Genomic DNA, 21,143 nt, shown 5'->3' on the forward strand with positions numbered 1-21,143 from the left:
CACCGCGTTCCGGGGGCAACACCAGCGGCCCGGCAAAGCCGGTTCCACGGTGTTCCCCGCAAAGACTCCATGACCCAACAAGTCGTCTATACCGTCCACGTCGAATTCGGCGACTGCGATCCCGCCGGCATCGTCTGGTTTCCCAACTTCTTCCGCTGGATCGATGCGGCCTCGCGCCACTTTTTCGCAGAGCGCGGCGTGCCGCGGTGGGAAGAGACGGCGAAGACGCTGGGCGTGATCGGCACGCCGCTGGTCGACACCCACACCCGCTTCGTCAAGAGCGCCAGTTATGGCGACACGCTGCAGGTCGAGGTAACGATCCCCGAATGGCGCGACAAGAGCTTCGTGCAGACCTACCGCGTCAAGCGCGGCGACGACCTCATCCTCGAATGCGAGGAGGTGCGCATCTTCGCGGCCAGGCGCGAAGGCGGCGGCATCCGCGCGGTGGCCATACCGCCCGAAATCCGGCGCCTGTGCGAATAGCGCGCCGGGCCGATCAGCCGAACAGCTTGGCCGCCGTCTTCGCGACCAGCTCGCCCTGGTGGCGCGCGCCGGCCAGGTCTATCTCGGTCGGCCGGCGCGAACCGTCGCCGCCCGCCACGGTGGTCGCGCCGTAGGGCGCACCGCCAACGATCTCTTCGACATTCATCTGGCCCTGGTGGCTGTACGGGAGGCCGACGATGGTCATGCCGAAGTGCATCAGGTTGATGATGATCGAGAACAGCGTGGTCTCCTGGCCACCGTGCTGCGTTGCCGTGGACGCGAAGGCCGCACCCACCTTGCCGTTGAGCGCGCCGCGCATCCACAGGCCGCCGGCCTGGTCGAGGAAGGCCGCCATCTGCGACGACATGCGGCCGAAGCGGGTGCCGGTGCCGACCACGATCGCGTCGTAGTTCGCCAGATCGTCGATGGCCGCGACCGGCGCTGCCTGGTCGAGCTTGAAGTGCGAGGCCTTGGCCACTTCGAGCGGCACCGTCTCGGGCACGCGCTTGATGTCGACCTGCGCACCGGCGCCGCGTGCGCCTTCGGCAACGGCCTGGGCCATCGTCTCGATGTGGCCGTAGGAGGAGTAGTAGAGAACGAGAACCTTGGGCATGGAATTCTTTCGGAGGCTTGATCAAAGAGCAGGAACAGGCAGCCCAGTCTCGGCGCTGGACACCTATCCGTAAAGCCACTATCTTTCGATGGAAACCATCGTCAGGACCGATACATGCTCGAAGCCGTCTCCGTCGACCAGCTGCGCACCTTCATCGCCGCGGCCGAGGAAGGCAGCTTCTCGGCCGCCGGTCGCCGGCTGCGGCGCGCCCAATCGGTGGTAAGCCAGACCCTGGCCAACCTTGAAGCGCAAATCGACGTGCAGCTCTTCGACCGCAGCGGCCGCTACCCCGTGCTCACCGAACCCGGCCGCGTGCTGCTGGCCGAGGCCCGCGTCGTCGCCGGCAGCATGGACAGCTTCAAGGCCAAGGCACGCACCATCGCCGAAGGCCTGGAGCCCGAACTCTCGGTGGTGGTCGACGTGATGTACCCGATGGCCTCGCTGACCGTCGGCGTGGGCCTCTTCCGCGCAGCCTTCCCGCACACGCCGCTGCGCCTGTACGTGGAGGCTTTGGGCGCCGTGGTGCAGCTGGTGCAGAACGACAGCTGCCGCATCGGCATCATTGGCACCCTTCCGCTGGTGCCCGAGGGCTTCGCAGCCGAGAAGCTGCTCGACGTGCCGATGGTCACCGTCGCTGCGCCCATCCACCAGCTCGCGGCCGGCCGCCGCGTCATTCCGCAGCGCGAAGTCGAGCAGCATGTCCAGCTGGTGCTGGCCGACCGCAGCACGCTCAGCGAAGGCCGCAACTTCGGCGTGCTGTCACCCTTCACCTGGCGCTTGGCCGACCTGGGCGCCAAGCACGCCTTCCTGCGCGCCGGCTTCGGCTGGGGAAACATGCCGCTCGCCATGGTGCGCGACGACCTGGCCTCGGGGCATTTGGTGCAACTGCAGATAGAGGCCTTCGACCCGCACGTGCCGCCGCTGGCGATGTCGGCGATCTACAAGCGCGAGGCGCCTCCTGGGCCGGCGGGGCGGTGGTTTCTCGATCAGCTCAAGGGGGAGTGAGCCCTACCGCTTTGCACCCTTCTCCCGCCGCCGCCAATACTGAAACTCGTCCTCGTGCACCTCGATGTCCACCTCCGAGATGCGCGCCTGCAGCCGCTCCTGAACTTCGGCCACCGCCTGGTTGTAGACGGCCGGTGCGATCTCTTCGAGGAAGAAGCCGAGCAGCGCACCGGCGGCGATGTTGCCGATGGGCTCGTCCATGTTCTCCTTGAAATAGCGCTCGATGGAGGAGATGGCCTCCTGCCGCGTTTCCTTCTTCAGTTCGATCGTCATCGGGGCTCCTTGCTTGCCAGCGCGCGAGCGTAGCAGCCGGAGCCCGATGCACGTTCAGTCGATCGAGACCTTGGCGTCCTTGATCAGCTTCCCGTACTTGGCCGTGTCTTCCTTGATCGTCGCGGCCATCCGCGCCGGCGTGTCGCCCACGGGCTCGGCGCCGATCTCTTCCATGCGCTTCTTGAACTCGGGCGACTGGATGATCTTCACCATCTCGGCGTTGAGCTTCGCGACCACCTCGGGCGGCGTGGCGGCCGGCGCGAGGATGCCGAACCAGGTGCCCTGGTTGAAGTCCTTCAGGCCGGCCTCGGCCAGCGTTGGAACGTCGGGCAAGGTGCTCGAACGTTTGGCGGTGGTCACCGCCAACGCGCGCAGCTTGCCGGCCTTGATGTGCTGCACCAGCGGCGTCAGCGTGTCGAAGGACATGTCGACCTGGCCGCCCAGCAGGTCGGTGGTGAGCGGCGCACTGCCCTTGTAGGGCACGTGCAGCAGGTCGACGCCGGCGATGCCGGAGAACTGCGTGCCGATCAGGTGCTGCACGGTGCCGTTGCCGTTCGACCCGTACGACAGCTTGCCGGGCGACGCCTTCGCCAGCGCGACCAGGCTCTTCACGTCGGTGGCGGACGACTTCGCGTTGACCACGAGCACGTTGGGGACCAGCGCCACCGTGGTGACGGGCGCGAAGCTCTTCTCGAAGTCGTAGGGCAGCTTCTTGTAGACGTTGGTCGCGATGGTGTGATGCACCGCGCCCATCAGCAGCGTGTAGCCATCGGGCTTGGCCTTGGCGACATAGTCGGCGCCGACCGTCGCGCCCGCACCCGGCTTGCTCTCGACGATCACCGGCTGGCCGAGGCTTTGCGACAGCGGCGTGGTGATGGCGCGCGCCAGCGCGTCCGAGCTGCCGCCCGGCGGAAAGGGCACCACCAGCGTGATCGGCTTCGCGGGCCAGGCCTGCGCGGCGGCGAGCGATGCGGCGAAGCCGAAGGCGATGGCCGTCAGTGTGGTACGGGCGGTGCGAATGGTGCGAGTGATGTGGGGGAATGTCGATGTCGTCATGCTTGTCTCCATGAGGTTGTGGGATGAATGTAGGGAGCCGAGGCGCGTTCGAATCGCGCCGAAAGTGAAGCCGGCATTAACCTGAAGTCAACGACGCGAGCGCGTCGTCAGCGGCCGGCACGGATGGCGGCACGGCCGGCGAACGCGGCATCGCGTCCCAGCTCGGCCTCGATCAGGAGCAGGCGGTTGTACTTGGCCATGCGGTCCGAGCGGCAAAGCGACCCGGTCTTGATCTGCGTCGCGGCCGTGCACACACTCAGGTCGGCGATGGTGGTGTCCTCGGTCTCGCCCGATCGGTGCGACACCACGGCGGTGTAGCCGGCGCGGTCGGCCATCGCGATGGCCGCGAGCGTTTCGGTCAGCGTGCCGATCTGGTTGGGCTTGATCAGGATCGAGTTGGCCGCACCGCTCGCGATGCCCCGCTGCAGGATCTCGGTGTTGGTGACGAACAGGTCGTCGCCGACCAGCTGCACGCGGTGGCCCAGCTTCGCCGTCAACTGCGCCCAGCCTTCCCAGTCGTCTTCGGCCATGCCGTCTTCGATGGTGACGATGGGGTAGGCATCGACCCATCCGGCCAGGTAGTCGGCGAACTGCGACGAATCGAACTGACGGGCTTCCGATGCCAGCGTGTACTGCCCACCCTTGTGGAACTCGGAGCTCGCCACGTCCAGGCCCAGCGCGATGTCCTCACCGGCCGCGAACCCCGCCTGCCCGATCGCGGCGAGGATGACTTCGATCGCCGCCTCGTTCGACGGCAGGTCGGGCGCGAAGCCGCCCTCGTCACCCACCGCGGTCGACAAGCCCCGATGCTTGAGCAAGCCCTTCAGCGAATGGAACACCTCGACGCCCCAGCGCATCGCCTCCGAAAAGCTCGGCGCGCCCCACGGGACGATCATGAATTCCTGCATGTCGACGTTGTTGTCGGCATGCGCACCGCCGTTGACGATGTTCATCATCGGCAGCGGCAGCACCGGCTTGCGCTCGCCGCCGATGTGGCGATACAGCGCGGTGCCGGCAGAAGCCGCCGCGGCCTTGGCCGCAGCGAGCGACACCGCGAGGATCGCGTTCGCGCCGAGCCGCGACTTGGTCGGCGTTCCGTCGAGTTCGATCATGCGGCGATCGATCGCAGGCTGGTCGTCGCCAGCGCAGCCGACCAGCGCCTCGCGCAGCGCGCCGTTCACATGCCCGACCGCGCGCGTGACGCCCTTGCCGCCGTAGCGCTTCGCATCGCCGTCGCGCAGCTCGATCGCCTCACGCGCGCCGGTCGAGGCACCGGAGGGCGAGGCGGCGAAGCCCTTCGCGCCGTCCGACAGCACGACCTCGGCGGCCACCGTCGGGTTGCCGCGCGAGTCGAGGATCTCGAAGCCGCGGACGTGTTGAATCGTTGCCATGAATGTGGCTCCCTTTCAGATCTGCGCGATGCGCAGCAGGTTGGTGGTGCCGGAGGTGCCGAAGGGCATGCCGGCCGAGATGACGACGGTCTGCCCCGCCGTGCCGAAGCCTTCTTTCTGCGCGGTGCGGCAGGCGAGTTCGCTCATCTCCGGCACGTCCACCACTTCATGGCAGAGCACCGCGTGGACGCCCCAGGCGAGCGCCAGGCGCCGCGCGGTGGCGAGGCGGGGTGTCATGCCGAGGATGGGCGCGCGCGGCCGTTCGCGGGCCATGCGCAGGGCCGAGTAGCCCGAGCTGGTGTAGGCCACTGTGGCGGCTGCATTGAGCAAGCCGGTGATATCGCGCATCGCGGCGCCGATGGCATCTGCCGTGCGTGCCAGCGGCTCTGCGCGCGACGCGTCGATGGCCGCACGGTAGTTCGGATCGCCCTCGGTGTGCGTGATGATGCTGCTCATCATCTTCACCGCCTCGACCGGGTAGCGGCCGCTGGCCGATTCGGCCGACAGCATCACCGCGTCGGCGCCTTCGTAGATGGCGGTCGCCACGTCCGAAGCCTCGGCCCGCGTGGGCACCGGCGCGGTCACCATCGATTCGAGCATCTGCGTGGCGACGATCACCGGCTTGCCCGCCCGGCGGCATGCGCGGATGATCCGCTTCTGGATCGAGGGCACCTGCTCCGCCGGCATCTCGACGCCCAGGTCGCCGCGGGCCACCATCACGGCGTCGGTCTCGGCGAGGATGGCGTCGAGCGATGCGATGGCCGCCGGCTTCTCGAGCTTGGCCACGATGCCGGCGCGCCCGCCGATCACCTCGCGCCCCTCGACGATGTCCTCGGCCCGCTGCACGAAGGACAACGCGACCCAGTCGATGCCGAGCGTGAGCCCGTAGGCCAGGTCGGCGCGGTCCTTCGAGGTCATGGCGCTGAGCGGCAGCACCACACCCGGCACGTTCACGCCCTTGCGGTCCGACAGCTTGCCGCCGTTGACCACGCGGGTCTCGGCGAAGTCCTTGCCGAACTTTTCGACGCGCAGCCGCAGCCGGCCATCGTCGAGCAGCAGGTCGGTGCCGGCTTCCAGCGCCGCGAAGATCTCGGGATGCGGCAGCGCCACGCGTTCCGCGCTGCCGGGCGTCTTCGTGTCCAGGTCGAGCCGGAAGGCCTTGCCCTCGACCAGCTCGATCGGTCCATTGGGAAAGGTGCCGATGCGCAGCTTGGGGCCCTGCAGGTCGAGCAGCACGCCGATCGGACGGCCGCTGTCGCGCTCCACTTCGCGGATCAGGTCGAGACGCCGCTTGTGGTCCTCGTGCGTGCCGTGGCTGAAATTGAGGCGGAACACGTCGGCCCCGGCATCGAACAGGGCCTGGATGGTCTGCCGCTCGTCGCTGGCGGGGCCCAGGGTCGCGACGATCTTCGCGTGCTTGCTTCGTTTCATTTCAATCCTTCCGGGGCGCGATCACAATCGCGCGAAAGTCGTTCACGTTGGTGAGGGTCGGGCCGGTCACCACGGCATCGCCGAGCGCGCCGAAGAAGCCGTGCCCGTCGTTGCGGTCGAGGTGGTCGCGCGGCTTCAGGCCTTGCGCGCGGGCACGCGTCAGCGTGTCGGGCGCCAGCAGCGCGCCGGCGATCTCTTCCTGGCCGTCGACGCCGTCGGTGTCGCCGGCCAGTGCGTGGATGCCGGGCTCGCCATCCAGTGCAATGCCCAGGGCGAGCAAGAACTCGACGTTGCGCCCGCCCTGGCCTCGTTCGCCGTGCTTGCGCAGGGTGACGGTGGTTTCGCCGCCCGACAGCAGCACGCACGGCGCCTTCACGGGCTGCCCGCGGCGTGCCACCTGAAGCGCGATGCCCGCCAGCGTCTTCGCGACCTCGCGCGACTCGCCTTCGATCGCGTCGCCGAGGATGCAAGGGTCAAGCCCCGCATCACGCGCCACTGCGGCCGCCGCTTCCAAAGCCATCTGCGGTGTCGCGATGAAGCGGGTCTCGATGGACGGCAGGCGCGGGTCGCCGGCCTTCAGCGTCTCGCCCTCTCCGCTTTCGAGCAGGTCGAGCGCACGCGGCGTAACGTCGATCTCGTAGCGCCGCAGGATTTCCAATGCATCGGCGCAGGTCGTGGGATCGGGCACCGTCGGCCCCGAGGCGATGTCGATGGGATCGTCGCCCGGCACGTCCGAGAGCAGCAGGTTCAGCACGCGCGCCGGGTGGCAGGCCTCAGCCAGTCGACCGCCCTGGATGCCCGAGAGGTGGCGGCGCACGCAGTTCATCTCGGTGATGCTGGCGCCACTGGCGAGCAACGCGGCGTTGAGCGCCTGCAGGTCCTGCAGCGTCAAGCCGGGCAGCGGCAACGGCAGCAGTGAGGAGCCGCCACCGGAAATCAGGCACAGCACGAGGTCGTCGCTCGTCAGGCCGCGCACCGCTTCCAGCATGCGCTTGGCAGCAGCTTCGCCGGCCGCATCGGGCACCGGGTGGGCCGCTTCGACGATCTGGATGCGCTCGCAGGGCACCGCATAGCCGTAGCGCGTCACGACCAGCCCGCCGAGCGGACCGCGCCAGTGCGCTTCGACCGCACGCGCCATCGCGGCCGAGGCCTTGCCGGCGCCGACCACCACCAGCCGGCCCTTGGGCGGCTGCGGCAGGTGGCGCGGCACGCACAGCGCTGGCTGCGCGGCGGCGATGGCTGCGTCGAACATGGCGCGCAGCAGTTCGCGGGGCCCGGTGGAATTCATGAGGGCGGCCATCTGCATCAGGCCGCGATGCGCTCGCCGTCGAGCGCCACGCGGATCGGCTTGACATTGCTGCCTTCGTCCTCGCCCTCGTACAGCTCTTCCAGGTTCTCGGGATCGCTCTTGCCGTCGAGCACCTGCGACAGCCGGTCGCGGTCCACCGCGCCGACCCAGCGGGCGATGGCGATGGTGCCCACCGCGTTGCCGATGGTGTTGGTGATGGCGCGCGCCTCCGACATGAAGCGGTCGACGCCAAGCAGCAGCACCATGCCGGCCACCGGGATCTTGCCCATCGACGCGAGCGTGGCCGCCAGCGTGATGAAGCCCGAGCCCGTGACGCCCGCCGAGCCTTTCGAGGTCAGCAGCAGCACGCCCAGCACCACGAGCTGATCGGTCAGCGTGAGCGGCGTGTTGGTGGCCTGGGCGATGAAGATCGCTGCCATCGTGTAATAGATGCACTGGCCGTCGGGGTTGAACGTCAGGCCCGACGGCACGACCAGCCCCACCACCGGCTTCGAGACGCCGGCATGCTCGAGCTTGCGCATCAGCTGCGGCACCACCGATTCCGACGAGCTGGTGCCCAGCACCGTGAACAGCTCGTCCTTGATGTACTTGAGGAACTTCCACAAGCTGAACCCCGACATCCGCGCGATGAGCCCGAGCACGATCGCAACGAACAGGAAGCAGGTGATGTACATCGTGCCCATCAGCTTGCCCAGCGACACCACCGAGCCCAGCCCGTACTTGCCGACGGTGAAGGCCATGGCGCCGAAAGCTGCCAGCGGCGCGAGCCGCATGATCATCCCGACCACCGAGAACACGCCGTGCGTGAACGAGTCGAGGAAGTCCACCACCGGCTTGGCGCGCGGCCCGATGTGCGACAGCGCGATGCCGAACATCGTGGCGAACACCAGGATCTGCAGGATGTCGTTGCGCGCCAGCGCGTCGACCACGCTGGTGGGCACCAGGTGCATGAGGAAGTCGACGAAGCCTTCGGGCCGGGCGCTGGCCGCCGTGTAGCCCGCGATGGCCTTGGTGTCGAGCTGCGCCGGGTCGATGTTCATGCCGTTGCCGGGGCCGACCACGTTGACGACCACCAGCCCCAGCGCCAGCGCGAAGGTGGAGAGAATCTCGAAATAGATCAGGGCCCGCACGCCGACGCGGCCGAGCTCCTTCATGTTCTCCATCCGGGCGATGCCCAGCACCACGGTGGCGAAGATGATCGGTGCGAACACCATCTTGATCAGCTTGATGAAGACGTCGCCCATCGGCTTGAGGTCGCTGCCGAGATGGGGGGCGAAAAGTCCCAGGGCCGCACCGGCGAACACGCCGATGAGCACCTGGACGTACAGCTTGCCGAAGAAGCGGCGCATGGTCTTGTCTCCTGGTGGATGTGTAGGCACGAGTTCGCCCCTGCGGCGCTTGGCGGCCGCTTCGGGTCGGGGGGCGGCGCATGCCGCGCGACCCCGGTTCAGAAAAGAAGCCCCGGCTGCTGGTGCGCAGCGGGGCGGGGCCCGTCAGGCGGCCTTGCGTTGCGCGCCGCCGGTGACCTGGTCGCACACGGCCTTGGTCACGTCGGCGGTGGTCGCCGTGCCGCCCAGGTCGCGGGTGTGCAGCGAGGTGTCGGCCGTGACCTTCTCGATGGCCTGCATCACGCGCCGGGCGGCGTCGTTCTCGCCCAGGTGCTCCAGCAGCATCACGACCGACCAGAAGGTGCCGACCGGATTCGCCAGGCCCTTGCCCATGATGTCGAAGGCCGAGCCGTGGATGGGCTCGAACATCGACGGGTAGCGGTGCTCGGGGTCGATGTTGCCGGTGGGCGCGATGCCCAGGCTGCCGGCCAGCGCGGCGGCCAGGTCGCTCAGGATGTCGGCGTGCAGGTTGGTCGCGACGATGGTGTCGAGCGAGGCCGGGCGGTTGATCATGCGGGCCGTCGATGCGTCGACCAGTTCCTTGTCCCAGGTCACGTCGGGGAACTCCTTGGAGATCTGCAGCGCGATCTCGTCCCACATCACCATCGCATGGCGCTGGGCGTTGCTCTTGGTGATGACGGTCAGCAGCTTGCGGGGGCGGGACTGGGCCAGCTTGAAGGCGAAGCGCATGATGCGCTCGACGCCGGCGCGGGTCATCATGCTGACGTCCGTCGCGGCTTCGATCGGGTGGCCCTGGTGCACGCGGCCGCCGACGCCGGAATATTCGCCTTCGGAGTTTTCACGCACGATGACCCAGTTCAGGTCGTCCGGGCCGCAGCGCTTCAGCGGGCCGTCGATGCCGGGCAGGATGCGCGTGGGCCGCACGTTGGCGTACTGGTCGAAGCCCTGGCAGATCTTCAGGCGCAGACCCCACAGCGTGATGTGGTCGGGGATGTGCGGGTCGCCGGCCGAGCCGAACAGGATCGCGTCCTTGTCGCGCAGGGCGTCGAGGCCGTCGTCGGGCATCATCACGCCGTGCTCGCGGAAGTAGTCGCCGCCCCAGTCGAAATCCTCGAACTCGAACTTGAAGGTGCTGCTGGCGGAGGCCAGTGCTTCCAGCACCTGCTGGCCGGCGGGCACGACTTCCTTGCCGATGCCGTCGCCGGGGATGGTTGCGATCTTGTACGTCTTCATGGTGTGTCTCCGTGTGGTGATGTGGTGGTGGTGTGGTGAAGGGGTAGAGGTACTGTAGGCAGTCGACACCCCTTCGACACAGCGTTAGAGTGAAGCCATCGTTAACCTGAATTCAACAGTCAGCCCATCATGGCCAACGCCATCCTGCCCTCGGACCTCGGCTTCTTTTCTTCGCTTGCCAGTGCCGGCAGCCTGAGCGCGGCGGCGCGCGAACTCGGCATCACCACGCCCGCGGTCAGCAAGCACCTGGCGTTGATGGAAACGCGCATCGGCGTGCCGCTGGTCAACCGCACCACGCGACGCATGAGCCTCACGCCCGAGGGCGAGGTGTACCTGGAGCATGCGCGCCGCATCCTCGGCGAAATCGATGGCATGGCGCAGGTGCTCGGCGTTTCCAAGGCCACGCCCAAGGGCCTGCTGCGCGTCAATGCCACGCTGGGCTTCGGCCGCAGCCACGTGGCGCCGCTCATCTCCCGCTTCGTGCGCAAGCACCCCGAGGTGGAAGTGCAACTGCAGCTGTCGGTCAACCCGCCGGCGCCGACCGACGACCTGTTCGACGTCTGCGTGCGCTTCGGCGCCCCGCCCGACAGCCGGCTGATCGCCCGCCACATCGCGCCCAACCGCCGCCTGCTGTGCGCGTCCCCGGCCTACCTGGCCCGGCGCGGCACCCCGAAGGTGCCGAGTGACCTCGGCAAGCACAACTGCATCGGCATCCGCCAGGGCGAAGAGGCCTACGGCGTCTGGCGCCTGACCAGCGGCCGCGGCAGTGGCGCCCGCAGCGAGGCCGTGAAGACGCGCGGCAACCTGGCCACCAACGACGGCGAGATCGCGGTGAACTGGGCGCTCGACGGCCACGGCATTCTGATGCGGGCCGAATGGGACATCGAACGCTACCTGCGCAACGGCCGGCTGGTGCAGGTGCTGCCGCAGTACGCCACCCCTGACGCCGACATCTACGCGGTGTACCCGCAGCGGCACCAGATGGCCGCGCGGGTGCGGGCGTTCGTGGACTTCCTGGCGCTGTCGTTCACGCAGCAGGCGGCGGCAAAGGGGTAGCGACGCGCTGCAGTCAGGGCGAGTACGGCGGCGCGTCGATCGCGGTGGGATTGGCCTGCAGCTGCTTGACCAGGTCACGCAGCTCGTCGAGCCGGTCGGGGCTGGGCTCGGGGTAGGTCATGCGCCACTGGTTCACCAGCCGCGACACCGAGGGGCGATCCAGCGCCTCGAGGCGCCGCAGCAGCTCGACCTGCTCGGCCGTGCGTCGGGCCTGCAGCTCGTCGCTGCGGTATTTTTCAAGGGCGACCAGAATGCAGGCCGCCAGCACGAAGGCGAAGAAGAAGCCAAATCTCAGCACACGACGTTCCCCGGACGGTTTCTTTTTGGAAGGGACAGTCCGGATTGTGCACGCGCGCGGGGTTGGTGGCCGCTGCGACGCCGGGAAGCTCAGGCGTTCAGCAGATCCCTGGCGATCACCACCCGCTGGATCTGGTTCGTGCCCTCGAAAATCTGCGCCAGCTTGGCGTCGCGCATCCAGCGCTCCACAGGATAGTCCTTCGTGTAGCCATAGCCGCCGAAGACCTGCACCGCATCGGTGGTCACCTTCATCGCCATGTCGCTCGCAAAGCACTTGGCCATGCTCGCCAGGTAAGTGAGCCGCTTCCAGTCGCCCGCGTCGCCGGCCCGAGCGCATTCGTAGACCAGCGCGCGCGCCGCCTCGATCTGCATGGCCATGTCGGCCAGCATGAACTGGACGCCCTGGAACTCGGAGATGCTGCGCTTGAACTGCCGGCGCTCCTTCGCATAGGCCACCGACGCATCGAGCGCCCCTTGCGCCATGCCCACGCACTGCGCACCGATCGTGGGCCGGTTGAGGTCGAGCGCGCGCATGGAGGCGCGGAAGCCCTTGCCCTCCTCTCCGATCAGGTTGTCGGCCGGCACGCGTACCTCGTCGAGAAAAATCGGCGTGTTCGGCGCACCACGCCAGCCCATCTTGCGTTCGTGCCGGCCGAAGCTGATGCCTTTCATCGTCTTCGGCTCCAGCACGAAGGCGCTGATGCCGGCCGAGCCCGGCGCGTCGCTGGTGCGCGCCATCAGCACGATGAAGTCGGCCTCCACGCCGTAGCTGCACCACTGCTTGCGGCCGTTGATCACCCAGCTGTCGCCGTCGCGCACGGCGCGCGTGGCGATGGCGCTCACGTCCGACCCGGCCTGCGGCTCGGAGATGGCGATGGCAGTCACCACGCCACCCTTGGCGACCGCGGGCAGAAATCGCTCGCGCTGGGCCTCGGTGCCGAAGTGCAGCAGCGGCATGATGAACATCGTGTTCAGGCCCGCGATGGTGGCGCAGGCCGGCGACACGCGCGACACCTCTTCGCGCGCGATGCACATCATCGTGAGGTTGCCTTCCGGCCCGCCGTAGCGCTCGGGCACCCACAGCTGCATCAGCCCCAGCTCGCCGAACAGCTCGACGATCTCGCGCGGAAAGCGATCGGTCTCGTCGATCTCGGCCGCGATCGGCGCCACGTGCTTCTCGACCACCCTGCGCACGCTGTCGCGGAAGGCGATCTGTTCCTCGGTAAATTCCATGTTGGTTCCTTGGCCCCTTGATTGCTTCGATGCTCGACCGCGTCAATCGGGCTTGATGTTCTGCTGGCGCACCAGCTCGGTCCAGCGCGCGGTGTCGCGCGCCAGGCGGTCGCCGAACTCGGCGGGGGTCGACACCTCCACCTCGAAGCCTTGCGCGGTCAGCGCCTTCTCTTCCTCGCGCAGGATCTCGTGCACCTCGCGGTTGAGCCGCGCGACCAGCTCCGGTGGCGTGCCCTTGGGTGCGAACATGCCGTACCAGATGTTCCCGTCGACGCCAGGCAGTCCGCTTTCGGCCATCGACGGCACGCCGGGCAGCACGGGCGAGCGCTTGTCGCCCGTGATCGCAAGCGGCACCAGCTTGCCCGAGCGCACGTGCGGCGCCGCCGCGATCGCGGTGAGAGGCGCCATGTCGATCTGGCCGCCCAGCACGTCGGTCAGCTGCTGCGCGGAGCCGCGGTAGGGGATGTGCATGATGAAGGTCTGTGTCTTCGCCTTGAAGAGCTCGGCGGCCAGGTGATTGGGCGTGCCGTTGCCGGGCGAGCCGTAGCTCAGCCGCCCTGGCGACTTGCGCACGGCCGCCAGGAAGTCGTTGATGGTTTTCACGCCCGCTCCCGGATGCGTCACGAACACCAGCCGGCTCCAGCCCATCAGCGTGACCGGCGCCAAATCCTTGCCCGCATCGAAGGGCAGGCCTTTCTGCAGCGGGGCGCCGGTGGCCAGGCTGCTGGCGGCGATCAGCAGCGTGCTGCCGTTCGGCGAGGCACGCACCACCGCTTCGGTGCCGATGTTGCCCGAGGCCCCGACCCGGTTGTCCACCACCACGGGGCGGCCGATGCGCTCCGACAGCTTGGGCGCGATGGTGCGCGCGAGCAGGTCGGGCGTCGAGCCCGGCGTGGTCGGTATCACCAGCCGCACCGGCCCCTCGGGAAAATTCTGTGCATGCCCTGCAGGCGACAGCAGCGCGGTGCAGAGGGCCGCCGCAGCGGCGAACGTGGTCGATCTCATGGTTGTCTCCTGGATGGTTGTGGCGTACAGACGATGGCCCGCGCCTGCGCGAGGGCGTCGATGTCGGCGTCCGTCAGCGACAGCCGCTCGCGCAGCACCGCGTCGGTGTCGGCACCGAGCGCTGCCACGCGAGCGCCCGGCTGCGGGCGGATGCCGTCGAAGCCGAAGGGCAGGCGCGCGGTCAGGTAGTCGTGCGTTCCGTCCGTGATGGTGGCGAAGCTCTTGCGCTGCTCGAACTGCGGCTCCTGCATGGCTTCCTCGACGCGCAGGTAGCGCGAGCAGGGCACGCCTTGGTCCGACAGGACGGCCTCGCACTCCGCCGCGGTCCGCTGCATCGTCCATGACTCGATGCGGCGCATGTACTCGACCCAGTTGCGAAAGCGTGCCGCATCGGTGGCCAGCAGCGGGTCGTCGACCCACTCGGGATGGCCGAGCGCTTCGCACAGCCGCACGAAATTTCGCGCGTTGATCGGCGTCACCAGCACCCAGCCATCGCTGGCCCGCAGCGGCTTGTAGCTGGGCCGCGGTTGGGCCGCGCCCGCCTGGGCCGCCTGCAGCTCGTAGGGCAGCACGTTCATCACGCTGTCCATCAGGTTCACGTCGATGCAGGTGCCCTGGCCGGTGCGCTCGCGCTGCAGCAAGGCCGTCTGGATCGACATGCAGGCGAACATGGCGGTGAGGATGTCTGCCAGCGGCACGTTGGCGCCTTGCGGCCGGCCTTCCGCGTCCTCGCCGAGGGCGAAGTCCAGCCCGCTGGCAGCGTGGACGATGGGCGCGTACGCGGGCCGGTGCGCCAGATCGGAGTCCTGCCCGAAGCCCGAGATCGCGCAGTGGACGAGCCGCGGGTTGCGCGCTCGCAACTGCGCCGCACCCAGGCCCAGCCGCGCCATCACGCCCGGGCGGAATGCTTCGACCACGATGTCCGCCTCCGCGGCCAGGCTGCGCGCGAGCTCCACGGCCGCTGCCTGCTTGAGGTCGAGCACGATGCAGCGCTTGCCGCTGTTCAGGTGGCCGAAGTAGGCGCTGTGCCCGTCGCGCAGCGGCGCACGATGGCGCATGTGGTCGCCCTCGGGCGGCTCGATCTTGATCACCTCGGCACCCAGGTCGGCCAACCAGCGGGTGCAGTAAGGGCCGGCGATCATCGCGGAGAAGTCGACCACGCGCAGGCCCTTCAGCGGCGGCGTGCTCGGTATGCTGGTGGCGCTGGACATCGTCAGTACGAAGGAAAGGACAGCCCGCCGTTGATGCTCATCGTCGACCCGGTGATCTGGTCGGACGCCGGGCTGGCGAGGAAGAGGATGTAGTCGGCCAGGTCCTGCGCGGTGTTGATGCGCAAGCCCACCTGCGCATGCGCCTTGGAAAAGGCCTTGACCAACGTGTCGTCGCGGTTCGCGGCCTTCGCCGCGACATAGGCGTCGTAGGGCGGCGTGCCGGCGGTGATGGTGGTGGCGACCGCGTTGATGCGGATGCCGTCGCGGGCCAATTCCTTCGCCAGCGAACGGGTCAGCGCGATGATGGCCGCGCCGGCCGCCCCCACCATCGACTCGCTGGGCGTCGGCGTGCGCGCGGCATCGGTGGTGAGCAGCACGATCTTGCCGCTGCCCTGTTCGCGCATCAGTGGAACTGCGGCATGCAGGCCGTTGAGCCGAGGAATCAGGCGGCTCTGCAGCATCGCGAAGCTGTGCGCGGGGGTCTCCATCTCGTGGAAGAGCACCGGCCGCGGCTCGCGCGGCCCGCCGCTGCTCACGTACACGTCGAGCCGGCCGTGCCGCTCGCGGGCCACGGCCACCAGTGCCTGTGCGTCCTCGAAGCGCATCAGGTCACCGCGCACGAAGACCGCCTCGCCGTCCCACTTCCGGCACTGGTCCTCGATCTCCCGCCCCGCGGCTTCGTCGCTGCCCTGGAAGACCACGCGCGCGCCATTGGCGGCCAGTGTCGTCACGGCCGCCCGGCCTATGCCTTTGGTCCCGCCCGTCACGGCCACCGACAGGCCGGCCAGGTCTGCGTGCAATGCGCCACTCATGATTCGCGCCGCCCGTCTTCGCCGTAGCGCGCCTCGCGCCCGTGCGATGCGCTGCGCACGCCTTCGTCGCGGCGCTTCTTCATGAAGTTGTATTCGTCCTCCTCGTAGCGGATGTTGGTGCTGAGCGCATGCATCACGTAGCCATGGGCGAACTGGCTGGTCATGCCCAGCGAATCGAGTGCCAGGTTCGTCGCCGCCTTGCCGAAGGCGATGGCATCGCGCGGCAGCTTGGCGATGCGTCCGGCCCAGTCCTCGCCCGCGGCCTCGAGCTCGGCATCGGGCACGACCTTGTTGACCAGGCCCATCTGCACCGCTTCCTGAGGCTCGAGCATGTCGGCGATCAGCAGCAGTTCGCGTGCCTTCTTCGGCCCGGCGGCGAGAATGTTCCAGGCCGTCATGTAGGCCGCACCGGCCAGCCCGGCCTTCTGTTCGGGGTGGCCGATGCGTGCCGCATCGCTCGCGATGGCCAAGTCGCAGGCCTCGACGATGTGCAGCCCCGCGCCGACGCAGTAGCCGCGCACCAGGGCGATGGTCGGCTTGCTGCAATAGAAGAGGTCGCGAAACTGGTTGAGGTGGCGGCGGTCGAAGTCGAGGCGCGCGCGCTGGCTGGGCCGGCGGCCCTTGCCCGAGGGATCGAAGCCGTACTCGCTGCCGATCTCCGCCAGGTCGTGGCCGGCACTGAAATGCCCGCCGGCGCCGGAGATGAGCACGACGCGCACACCGTCGTCCTGCTCGGCATCGGCGATGCATTCCATCAGCCGGTCGAAGGCGGCGTAGGTCAAGGCGTTGCGCTTGTCGGGGCGGTTGAAGGTGATGTACGCCTTGCCATCGCGCTTCTCGTACAGGACCGTGGTGTCGGCCGGGTTGTCGTCTTGGGTCATGGTTGGGTACCGGTGGCGTTTCGGATTGCGTGATGGGCGGCATGGCCGACAGCGAGTTCCTCACGGACCGGTGCGGCATCGGCGTCGACCTCCGGTGGCGCGCCGGCCGGCTCGAAGTGGCGGCGATCGAAGCTGGCCGGAAAGCGCGGCACGCGCATCGGACCGGCAGGCGTCGGGACCTCGCGGTAGATGCGGTTGTGCCGCACCTGTGCGTCGTCGAGATGCTCGTCGAGCGTGCACACCGGCGCGATCGGCACGTCGAAGGGCTCGAGCAACGCGAGCCAATGCGCGGTCGGCTTGGTGGCCATGATCTCGTTGAGGTGCGCGTAGAGGCGATCGACCATCTCGGCGTGGTCACGGATGGCGAGCATTTCGGCCTTGATGTCGGGCCGGTCGAGCGCCTTGAGCGTGCGTGAGATCTGGCCGCCGTTGACCGGCGCGACCACCACGTGGCCATCGGCCGTGCGCACCACCGGATTGAAGGCCGGCCGCCACGGCGTCAGGTCCTCGACGAAGGTACGGTGCTGGAACATGTCCGGGAAGTTGAAGTACGACATCACGTCCAGCATCGGCAGCGACACGTGGCTGCCTTTGCCGGTGCGCTCGCGCTCGTACAGCGCGGCCAGGACCGACTGCGTGCCGAACGTGGCCACCACCTTGTCCACCACCCAGTAGGGCGCGACGTTCGGCGCACCATCGGCGCTGGTCAGGTGAACCATGCCGGTGTAGGCCTGGATCAACGAATCGTAGGCAGGTGCGCGCGACAGCGGCCCGCTGTCGCCGAAGCCCGTGACCGACAGCCGCACCAGCCGCGAGTTGAGGGCTTCGAGGACCTCCTGGCCGAGGCCGAGCGAGCCCGCCACGTGCGGCCGCCAGTTCTCCACCAGCACGTCGGCCGTCGCGAGCAGTTCCTTCATCGTCGCCAGATCTGCGGCCGCCTTGAGGTCGAGCACGATGCTGCGCTTGCCGCGGTTGATGTTCGACCACAAGGCGCTGAAACCGCCCACCTTGTGCCCGAAGCCGCGAAAGCCGTCGCCGCCCGGCGGCTCCACCTTGACCACGGTGGCGCCCAGGTCGGCCAGCATCGTCGCGGCCAGCGGGCCGGTCATGTAGCTGGAGGAATCGACAACGCGAATGCCCGCGAGAGGGCCCTTCCGCGATGTGTCGCCCGGAATTGAGTTGATTGGGTCATCCATTCGAGTTATTATGGGTGACCCAATTGCCATGCGTCAAGCTCCTTTCATGCCGACACCTCCTTCCGCATCGAGCCCGACGCTTCACGAAGCCCTGTTCCACCCCGTGACCGGTTCGCGCCCCGCCACGGAAATCATTCAGCAGATTCGCGACCTCATCCATGCCCGGCGCCTGCGCGCCGACGACCGCCTGCCACCGGAGCGCGACCTGGCCGAACAGCTCGCCGTCAGCCGCAACTCGGTCCGCCAGGCCCTGCGCTCGCTGGAGGAACAGGGCCTGCTGGTGATCCGCAAGGGTGCGACCGGCGGCGCGTTCGTTCAGGGCGGCGGCGCCGGTGCCGTGCCTACGCTGATGTCCGACCTCTTCTCGCTGGGCGCCATCCGCCCGCAGGACCTGACCGAAACGCGCGTGATGGTCGGCGTCGAGGTCGTGCGCCTGGCCTGCGAGCGCTGCTCCGACGACGAGATCGATCAGCTCGAAGACAACGTTCGCGCCGCGGAACAGGCCACCGAGGCCGACAACCTGGCACTGCGCACCGAGCTCAATCTCGAGTTCCACCGGATGCTCGCGCGCATGACTGGCAACGCGCTGCTCATCGCCATCACCGATGGCGTGGTCACCGTCACCCAGCAGTTCGTCGAACGCATCGGCCGCACCCCGACGAGCTACGTCATGCCCTTTCGCCGCCGCCTGCTGAAGCTGCTGCGCGCACGCGACGTCGACGGCGCTGCCGCCGAGATGCGCCGCCACCTGCTGCAGCAGCAGAAGCTGTATCTCAAGGCTGTCGCCAACCTCGAGGGGAACACCCCTCTCTGAACCCATGCCATCACGCCCGGCCCTCGACGAATCCCACTGGCCTGCCGACGTTTCGCAGCCGCTGCTCGACATCACGCTCGGCGACCTGCTGCGCGGGCTGGCGCAGGACGTGCCCGAGCGCGTGGCGTTCGTGGAGGCCGTGCCCGATGCGGCCGCGCGCCGGCGCTGGACCTACCGCCAGTTGCTGGACGAGGCGACGCAGGTCGCCGCCGCCCTGCTGCAGCAGCATCGACCGGGCGACCGGATGGCGGTGTGGGCGCCCAACTGCGCGGAATGGGTGCTGCTGCAGCACGGCGCGGCACTGGCAGGCATGGTGCTCGTGACGGTCAACCCCGCATACGTCGCCGACGAAGTGCACCACGTGCTCGAGGCGTCTGGCGCATCTGCCATCTTCCATGCGGACCGCTACCGCCACACCGACATGGCCGCCGTGGTGTCGTCGCTGCGGCACACGCTGCCGGCCCTGCGTCAGACCGTCCCTTTCTCGCAATGGACGCGCTTCGTGGCGGAAGGCGCGCAGCATCCCGTCACCCTGCCCCGCGTGCAGCCCGGAGACCTGGTGCAGATCCAGTTCACCTCCGGCACCACGGGGCGTCCCAAAGGCGCCTGCCTGCACCACCGCGGAATCGTCAACGCCTCCCGCTTTGCTGCGCAGCGTGCCGGCTTTCCGGACGGTGGCGTCTGGGCCACCGCCATGCCTCTGTTCCACGTGGGCGGTTGTGCGGGCAGCCAGATCGGCGCCCTGTCCTCGCGCGGCAGCTTCGTACTGCAGCCAGCCTTCGACGCCGGGGCCATGCTCGAATTGATCGAAAGCGAAGGAGTCCAGCACCTTCATGCGGTGCCCACCATGGTGCTGGCTCTGCTCGATCATCCTGACCGCACGGCGCGCCGGCTCGATTCGCTGCGCACACTGATGAGCGGCGGTTCGCCGGTGCCTGCGGCGCTGGTGGAGCGTGCCCGCCGCGAACTCGGCTGCCGCTTCAGCATCACCTTCGGCCAGACCGAGCTCAACGGCGTGGTCAGCCAGACCTCACCCGACGACACACCTGAGCGCCAGGCCACGACCATCGGCCGGCCCGCCCCGCAGGCCGAGCTCAAGATCGCTGATCCCGCCACTGGCGCCGTGCGCCCGCTGGGCCAGGCCGGCGAGATCTGGGTGCGTGGCTATCAGACGATGCGGGGCTACTTCGATTCGCCCGAAGGCACGGCCGAGACGCTGGTGCCCGGCGGCTGGCTGCGCACCGGCGACCTCGCAAGCATGGACGCCTCGGGCTACCTGCGCATCGAAGGCCGGCTCAAGGACTGCATCATCCGCGGCGGCGAGAACATCTATCCGCGCGAGATCGAGAGCGTGCTGCTGGCCCACCCGGGGGTGCGGCAGGCCAGCGTGGTCGGCGCGCCCGATGCGCGCTGGGGCGAAGTCGTGGCGGCGGTCATCGAATGCGAGCCCGACGCACGGCCATCGACCCTCGAACTGCACGGCCACTGCCGCCGCCATCTGGCGCCCTACAAGACACCGGCGCTCTGGTTCTTCGTCGATCGCCATCCCACCACCAGCGGCGGAAAGATCCAGAAGTACGTGCTGCGCGACTGGATCGCGCAGGGCCGCCTCGTCCCCGAACCCTTCGACAAGCCCGTGACCGAGCGGGCCGCACAACCATGACACCTGCCACCGAGACATCCGAAGCCGCCGGCGCATCCGACGCCGCGTCGCCCAGCGCGGCCGAACTGACCGCCGTGCTGCTGGCGCGCGACCTTGCCGACGGCGAGAAGGCCATCATCGGCACCAACTCCGACGTGCAGCTCGCGGCCTGCAACTTGGCACGCCTCATGCAGGCGCCGGCGCTCTGGTGGGTCTCGGGGCCGGGCGGCATGGTCAACCCGACGCGCGACCATCTCATCTCGACCGCCGACTACGAGAACATCGAATCGGCGCAGGCCTGGATGGACCTGCCCTTCATGATCGACTTCATCGACTGGAAGATCCACTTCTTCGATTTCGCGATCCTGTCGGCGCTGCAGATCGACCGCTTCGGCAACATCAACACCGTCGCGGTGGGCGACGTCCGCAAGCCGCGGCTGCGCGGGCCCGGCACGGTGGGCATCAGCGCACTGTGCGGCCTGGCGAAGCGCTTCTACACCTTCGCCGGCCGGCACGACCGCGGCGTCTTCGTGCCGCGGGTGGATTTTCTTTGCGGGCCCGGCCACATGGACGGCGGTGATTCGCGCGAGGCCATGGGCCTGCCGCCCGGCGGGCCGAAGCTCGTGATGTCGCCGCTTGGCGTGTTCGACTTTCATCCGGCAAGCAAGCAGATGCGCATCGCGTCGCTGCACCCGGGTGTGACCCTGGAGCAGGTGCGCGACGCCACCGGCTTCGACCTGCTCGCCGACGGCACGCCCCCCGTGACGAAGATGCCGACGCCGCTCGAACTGCAGCTGCTGCGCACGCGCGTCGACCGGCACGGCAGCCTGCGCACCACTGCAGCCTGAACGGA

Annotated in this window: 21 protein-coding genes; 6 read left to right on the top strand and 15 right to left on the bottom strand. The window is 68.5% G+C overall.

Annotated elements, in window-relative coordinates; translation table 11 throughout:
• The first annotated feature begins 69 nt into the window (after positions 1–69).
• Positions 70–483, top strand: coding sequence for a thioesterase family protein (locus B0W80_RS16820; RefSeq protein WP_077000309.1), 414 nt, complete (start codon positions 70–72; stop codon positions 481–483).
• A gap of 13 nt (positions 484–496) precedes the next feature.
• On the opposite strand, the gene wrbA is transcribed toward B0W80_RS16820, so the two are convergent.
• Positions 497–1,096 (bottom strand): NAD(P)H:quinone oxidoreductase, encoded by a 600-nt coding sequence (wrbA, locus tag B0W80_RS16825; RefSeq protein WP_077000310.1) that lies wholly within the window; start codon positions 1,094–1,096, stop codon positions 497–499.
• A gap of 114 nt (positions 1,097–1,210) precedes the next feature.
• Here wrbA and B0W80_RS16830 point away from each other — a divergent pair, with 114 nt between their 5' ends.
• Positions 1,211–2,101 (top strand): LysR family transcriptional regulator, encoded by an 891-nt coding sequence (locus B0W80_RS16830; RefSeq protein WP_077000311.1) that lies wholly within the window; start codon positions 1,211–1,213, stop codon positions 2,099–2,101.
• 3 nt (positions 2,102–2,104) lie between these two features.
• Here the strand turns inward: B0W80_RS16830 and B0W80_RS16835 are convergent, their stop codons facing one another.
• The 7 genes from B0W80_RS16835 to B0W80_RS16865 all read right to left on the bottom strand — a co-directional run bounded on the left by B0W80_RS16835 (position 2,105) and on the right by B0W80_RS16865 (position 10,143).
• Complete coding sequence (locus tag B0W80_RS16835; protein ID WP_077000312.1) at positions 2,105–2,374, bottom strand: DUF2164 domain-containing protein; 270 nt, start codon at positions 2,372–2,374, stop codon at positions 2,105–2,107.
• 54 nt (positions 2,375–2,428) lie between these two features.
• A complete protein-coding gene (locus B0W80_RS16840) occupies positions 2,429–3,430 on the bottom strand; it encodes a tripartite tricarboxylate transporter substrate binding protein (protein ID WP_077000313.1) in 1,002 nt (333 codons plus the stop codon).
• A gap of 107 nt (positions 3,431–3,537) precedes the next feature.
• Positions 3,538–4,821, bottom strand: coding sequence for a phosphopyruvate hydratase (eno, locus tag B0W80_RS16845; RefSeq protein ID WP_077000314.1), 1,284 nt, complete (start codon positions 4,819–4,821; stop codon positions 3,538–3,540).
• A 15-nt stretch (positions 4,822–4,836) separates the two neighbouring features.
• Positions 4,837–6,252 (bottom strand): pyruvate kinase, encoded by a 1,416-nt coding sequence (pyk, locus tag B0W80_RS16850; RefSeq protein WP_077000315.1) that lies wholly within the window; start codon positions 6,250–6,252, stop codon positions 4,837–4,839.
• A gap of 1 nt (position 6,253) precedes the next feature.
• Positions 6,254–7,540 (bottom strand): glycerate kinase, encoded by a 1,287-nt coding sequence (locus B0W80_RS16855; protein WP_077000362.1) that lies wholly within the window; start codon positions 7,538–7,540, stop codon positions 6,254–6,256.
• Positions 7,541–7,557: 17 nt separating this feature from the next.
• Positions 7,558–8,910 (bottom strand): dicarboxylate/amino acid:cation symporter, encoded by a 1,353-nt coding sequence (locus B0W80_RS16860; RefSeq protein WP_077000316.1) that lies wholly within the window; start codon positions 8,908–8,910, stop codon positions 7,558–7,560.
• A 144-nt stretch (positions 8,911–9,054) separates the two neighbouring features.
• Positions 9,055–10,143, bottom strand: coding sequence for a tartrate dehydrogenase (locus B0W80_RS16865; RefSeq protein ID WP_077000317.1), 1,089 nt, complete (start codon positions 10,141–10,143; stop codon positions 9,055–9,057).
• 129 nt (positions 10,144–10,272) lie between these two features.
• On the opposite strand from B0W80_RS16865, the gene B0W80_RS16870 reads away from it, so the two are divergent.
• Positions 10,273–11,199, top strand: coding sequence for a LysR substrate-binding domain-containing protein (locus B0W80_RS16870; RefSeq protein ID WP_077000318.1), 927 nt, complete (start codon positions 10,273–10,275; stop codon positions 11,197–11,199).
• 13 nt (positions 11,200–11,212) lie between these two features.
• Here B0W80_RS16870 and B0W80_RS16875 read toward each other — a convergent pair whose 3' ends face one another.
• The 7 genes from B0W80_RS16875 to B0W80_RS16905 all read right to left on the bottom strand — a co-directional run bounded on the left by B0W80_RS16875 (position 11,213) and on the right by B0W80_RS16905 (position 17,864).
• Positions 11,213–11,497, bottom strand: coding sequence for a hypothetical protein (locus tag B0W80_RS16875; RefSeq protein WP_077000319.1), 285 nt, complete (start codon positions 11,495–11,497; stop codon positions 11,213–11,215).
• Between the two features lie 89 nt (positions 11,498–11,586).
• A complete protein-coding gene (locus B0W80_RS16880) occupies positions 11,587–12,729 on the bottom strand; it encodes an acyl-CoA dehydrogenase family protein (RefSeq protein WP_077000320.1) in 1,143 nt (380 codons plus the stop codon).
• Positions 12,730–12,771: 42 nt separating this feature from the next.
• On the bottom strand, positions 12,772–13,734 hold the full coding sequence (locus B0W80_RS16885) for a tripartite tricarboxylate transporter substrate binding protein (protein ID WP_077000321.1): 963 nt from the start codon (positions 13,732–13,734) through the stop codon (positions 12,772–12,774).
• A complete protein-coding gene (locus B0W80_RS16890) occupies positions 13,731–14,945 on the bottom strand; it encodes a CaiB/BaiF CoA-transferase family protein (RefSeq protein ID WP_077000322.1) in 1,215 nt (404 codons plus the stop codon). Before B0W80_RS16890 ends, B0W80_RS16885 begins: the two co-directional genes overlap by 4 nt.
• Before the next feature lie 2 nt (positions 14,946–14,947).
• Positions 14,948–15,757: an SDR family NAD(P)-dependent oxidoreductase gene (locus B0W80_RS16895; RefSeq protein WP_077000323.1), complete on the bottom strand. Its 810-nt coding sequence runs from the start codon at positions 15,755–15,757 to the stop codon at positions 14,948–14,950.
• Positions 15,754–16,638 carry an enoyl-CoA hydratase/isomerase family protein gene (locus B0W80_RS16900; protein WP_077000324.1) on the bottom strand — a complete coding sequence of 295 codons (885 nt, stop codon included), beginning with the start codon at positions 16,636–16,638 and terminating at the stop codon, positions 15,754–15,756. Before B0W80_RS16900 ends, B0W80_RS16895 begins: the two co-directional genes overlap by 4 nt.
• The gene (locus tag B0W80_RS16905) at positions 16,635–17,864 is read right to left on the bottom strand and encodes a CaiB/BaiF CoA-transferase family protein (protein ID WP_143684659.1); all 1,230 of its coding nucleotides are present in this window, start codon (positions 17,862–17,864) and stop codon (positions 16,635–16,637) included. The genes B0W80_RS16900 and B0W80_RS16905 overlap by 4 nt, the downstream gene beginning before the upstream one ends.
• 73 nt (positions 17,865–17,937) lie before the next feature.
• Between B0W80_RS16905 and B0W80_RS34980 the strand changes: the two genes are divergently transcribed.
• The 3 genes from B0W80_RS34980 to B0W80_RS16920 are packed head-to-tail and all read left to right on the top strand — an operon-like array spanning position 17,938 to position 21,138.
• Positions 17,938–18,648, top strand: a complete 711-nt coding sequence (locus B0W80_RS34980; RefSeq protein ID WP_218668913.1) for a FadR/GntR family transcriptional regulator — start codon at positions 17,938–17,940, stop codon at positions 18,646–18,648.
• A 4-nt stretch (positions 18,649–18,652) separates the two neighbouring features.
• Positions 18,653–20,311, top strand: coding sequence for a class I adenylate-forming enzyme family protein (locus B0W80_RS16915; RefSeq protein WP_077000327.1), 1,659 nt, complete (start codon positions 18,653–18,655; stop codon positions 20,309–20,311).
• Positions 20,308–21,138, top strand: coding sequence for a CoA-transferase (locus tag B0W80_RS16920; protein WP_077000328.1), 831 nt, complete (start codon positions 20,308–20,310; stop codon positions 21,136–21,138). The genes B0W80_RS16915 and B0W80_RS16920 overlap by 4 nt, the downstream gene beginning before the upstream one ends.
• Positions 21,139–21,143: the final 5 nt, after the last annotated feature.

It is taken from the genome of Variovorax sp. KK3, from assembly GCF_001984055.1.
Taxonomy (GTDB): domain Bacteria; phylum Pseudomonadota; class Gammaproteobacteria; order Burkholderiales; family Burkholderiaceae_C; genus Variovorax.